Source organism: Streptomyces sp. NPDC029296 (assembly GCF_055569255.1).
On record NZ_JBVHXT010000100.1, the window covers coordinates 1 to 3,932 of the forward strand.

The window sequence follows — 3,932 nt, forward strand, 5'->3', positions numbered from 1 at the left end:
TCGTAGGCCTGGGCGAACACCGGGAAGGCGTCGTACAGTTCGCGGCCCATCCCGGCCCGCTGGGCACCCTGCCCCGTGAACAGCACGGCCAGCTTGCGGTGGCCCTCCGTACCGGTCACCGTGCCGGGCGCCGGGGTGCCCGCCGCGAGGGCGGCCAGGCCCGACACCAAGGCCTCGCGGTCCGCGCCCACGACCACCGCGCGCTGCTCCAGCGCGGGACGCCGGGCCAGTGCCAGGGCGATGTCCCGGGCGCCGGGGGCGTCCGGCTCCCGGACGAAGGCGAGCAGTCGCTCCGCCTGCGCCCGCAGCGCCTGCGGGGTGCGGGCCGACAACTGCCAGTCGAGCACCGGGAGTTCGGGCGCGTCGGTGACCGGTTCCGCTCCGTCCTCGGCGGGCGGCTGCTCGATGATGACGTGGGCGTTGGTGCCGCTGACGCCGAAGGAGGACACGGCGGCCCGGCGCGGGCGGCCGGTCTCCGGCCAGGGGCGGGCCTCCGTCAGCAGCTCCACCGCGCCCGCCGACCAGTCCACGTGCGGCGTCGGCGCGTCGATGTGCAGCGTCTTCGGCATGACACCGTGCCGCATCGCCATGATCACCTTGATGATGCCGGTGACGCCGGCCGCTGCCTGGGAGTGGCCGATGTTGGACTTGGAGGAGCCCAGCCACACCGGCTCCGCGCGGTCCTGGCCGTAGGTGGCGATGAGGGCCTGCGCCTCGATCGGGTCGCCGAGCCGGGTGCCCGTGCCGTGCGCCTCGACCAGGTCCACGTCGGCGGGGGAGAGGTTGGCGTCGGCGAGGGCCTGGCGGACGACCCGCTGCTGGGCCGGGCCGTTGGGGGCGGTGAGCCCGTTGGAGGCGCCGTCCTGGTTGACGGCCGAGCCGCGCAGCACCGCGAGAACCTGGTGCCCGTTGCGCCGGGCGTCCGACAGCCGCTCCACGAGCAGCAGGCCCGCCGCCTCCGACCAGCCGGTGCCGTCGGCCGCCGCCGCGAACGCCTTGCAGCGGCCGTCGGCGGCCAGCCCGCGCTGCCGGGAGAACTCCACGAAGCCGTCCGGGGTGGCGAGGATCGTCACCCCGCCCGCGAGCGCCAGCTCGCACTCGCCGTCCCGTACCGCCTTCGCCGCTAGGTGCAGCGCGACCAGCGACGACGAGCAGGCGGTGTCCACGGTGACCGCCGGGCCCTCGAAACCGAAGGTGTACGCCACCCGGCCCGACAGCACGCTCGGCTGGTTGCCGGTCGCGGTGTAGCCCTCGATCTCCTCGTGGTCCGCGCCGACCGCGTACCCGGTGTGGAAGGCGCCGACGAACACGCCGGTCCGGCTGCCGCGCAGCGCGTGCACATCGATGCCGCCCCGCTCGAACGCTTCCCAGGCGGTCTCCAGGATCACCCGCTGCTGCGGGTCCATGGCCAGCGCCTCGCGCGGCGAGATCCCGAAGAAGGCCGCGTCGAACCGGTCGGCGCCGCGCAGGAAGCCGCCCTTGACCGAGTACGTCCGGCCCGGGGTGCCCGGCTCCGGGTCGTACAGTCCCTCGATGTCCCAGCCCCGGTCGGCGGGGAAGTCGGAGATCGCGTCACGGCCCTCGGCGAGCAAGCGCCACAACTCCTCCGGCGAGTCCAGGCCGCCGGGGAAGCGTCCGGCCATCGACACGACCACGATCGGGTCGTCCTCCAGTGCGGCCCGTGCCGCCGCCACCGGTGCCGCCGCCGCGTCCGTGCCGCCCGTCAGCTCGGTCAGCAGATGCGCGGCGAGCCGCTGCGGGGTGGGGTGGTCGAACGCCAGCGTCGCCGACAGCCGGACTCCGGTGACCGCGCCCAGCCGGTTGCGCAGCTCCACGGCGGTCATCGAGTCGAAGCCCAGTTCCTTGAAGGAGCGGTCGGCGGCGATCGCGGTGCCCGAGGCGTGCCCGAGGACGGCCGCCGCCGCCTCGCACACCGCCGTCAGCACGAATCCGGTGCGCTCGCCCTCCGGGAGGGCGGCCACCCGCCGGGCGAACGAGCCGCCGGCGCCCTCGGCCGCGGCGGGCGGCGGGTCCTCGCGCAGCGCCTCGGCCACCTCCGGCAGCTCCCCGATCAGGGCGCTGGGCCGGGCCGCGGTGAAGCCGGGCGCGAACCGGGACCACTCCACGTCCGCGACGACGAGCGTCGGCTCGTCCCGGCCGACCGCGCGCAGCAGCGCCGCCGCGGCCGACTCCGGGTCCATGGGCGGCACGCCCAGCCGGCGCATCCGCTCGGCCGCCCCGTCGGTGGCGCCCATGCCGGCCCCGCCCCACGAGCCCCAGGCCACGGAGGTCGCGGGCCGGCCCAGGGCACGGCGCCGCTCGGCGAGCGCGTCCAGGTAGGCGTTGGCCGCCGCGTACGAACTCTGCCCGCCGCCGCCCCACACCCCGGCGCTCGACGAGATCAGCACGAACGCGTCCAGCGGCTGGTCGCCGAGGAGTTCGTCCAGATGGGCGGCGCCCAGCACCTTCCCGGCGAGGATCCGGTCCATCTCCGGCACGCCGGTGTCCGCCACCGACGTGAACTGGCCGGCGCCCGCCGCGTGCACCACCGCCGTCAGCGGCCGGTCCCCGGGCACGGCGTCCAGCAGGGCGGCCACCGAGGCACGGTCCGTCGTGTCGCAGGCCACGACCGTCACCCCGGCGCCCGACTCCTCGATGTCCGCGACCAGTTCGGCGACGCCCTCGGCGGCCGGGCCGCGCCGGCTGCTCAGCACCAGGTGCCCGGCGCCCGCGCGGGCCAGCCGGCGGGCGATCCGCGCGCCGACACCGCCGGTGCCGCCCGTGATCAGGACCGTGCCGCGCGGCGCCCAGTCGGTGGCCGCCCCGCGCTGCGGGGCCCGTGTCAGCCGGCGGGCGAAGACCCCGGCGGCCCGCACCGCCACCTGGTCCTCGTCCCGTGCGCCGCCCAGCACCCCGGCCAGCCGCCGCAGCGCCCGCCGGTCCAGGCCGCCGGCACCCGGCACGTCGACCAGGCCGCCCCACAGCCCCGGGAACTCCAGCGCCGCGGCCACCCCGAAGCCCCACACGAGGGCCTGCGCGGGATCCTCCACGACGCCGTCGGGGGAGCCGGTCACCGCGCCCTGGGTCAGCGACCACACCCGGGCCCCGGTGCCGCTCTCGGCCAGCGCGGGCAGCAGCAGCGCCAGCGCGGCCAGCCCGCGCGTCACCGCGGGGTGCTCCGGATGCGGGCGGGTGTCGAGGGCGAGCAGCGACAGCACTCCGCCGACGCCGCCCGCGTCCTCCAGCGCCGCCCGCAGCGCCGGGCCGTACGCCTCCGGGTCGGTCCCGGCCTCGTACACCGTGAACTCGGCTCCCTGCGCCCGCAGTCCGTCGAGGATCGCCGCGCACGGACCGGTCGCGGCGCCGGCCGGCACCACGGCGAGCCAGGTGCCGCCCGGGGCCGCCTCGGGGGCCCCGGCGAGCCGCTTCCAGGTGACGCGGTACGTCCACGCGTCCAGGGTGGTGCGCAGTCGTTCGCCGCGCCGCCAGTCCGCGAGGATCGGCAGCGCCGCGCCCAGCGAGGCGCTGTCGTCGCTGCCGAGCGTCGCGCCCAGCGCGTCCAGGTCGCCGCTCTCCACGGCGTCCCAGAACCCGGACTCGTCGGGCTCCGCGTCCCGCCCGCCCCGGGGCGCGTCGGCGCGGCCGGACCCGTCGAGCCAGTAGCGCTCCCGCTGGAAGGCGTACGTCGGCAGCTCCACCGCTCCGTGACCCTCCGCCACGCCGAAGAACGCACGCCAGTCCACGGTGACGCCGTGGGTGTGGAGGCCGGCGAGGGCCAGGGCGGTGGTGTGGGTCTCGTTCTGGTTGCGTCGTAGGGCGGGGGTGACGAGGGCGTGACCGTCTTCGAGGGTTTGGGTGGTCATGGGGGTGAGGGCGGCGTCGGGGCCGAGTTCGAGGTAGGTGGTGGTGCCGGCCTCGTTCAGGGTGTGGAT

The 3,932-nt window shown here is 76.9% G+C and carries 1 protein-coding gene; it reads right to left on the reverse strand.

The genetic code is table 11. The annotated features are described in order from the left end of the window. On the reverse strand, positions 1-3,932 hold a 3,932-nt coding region (locus tag ACZ4W9_RS40170; RefSeq protein WP_467944198.1), incomplete at both ends, for an SDR family NAD(P)-dependent oxidoreductase.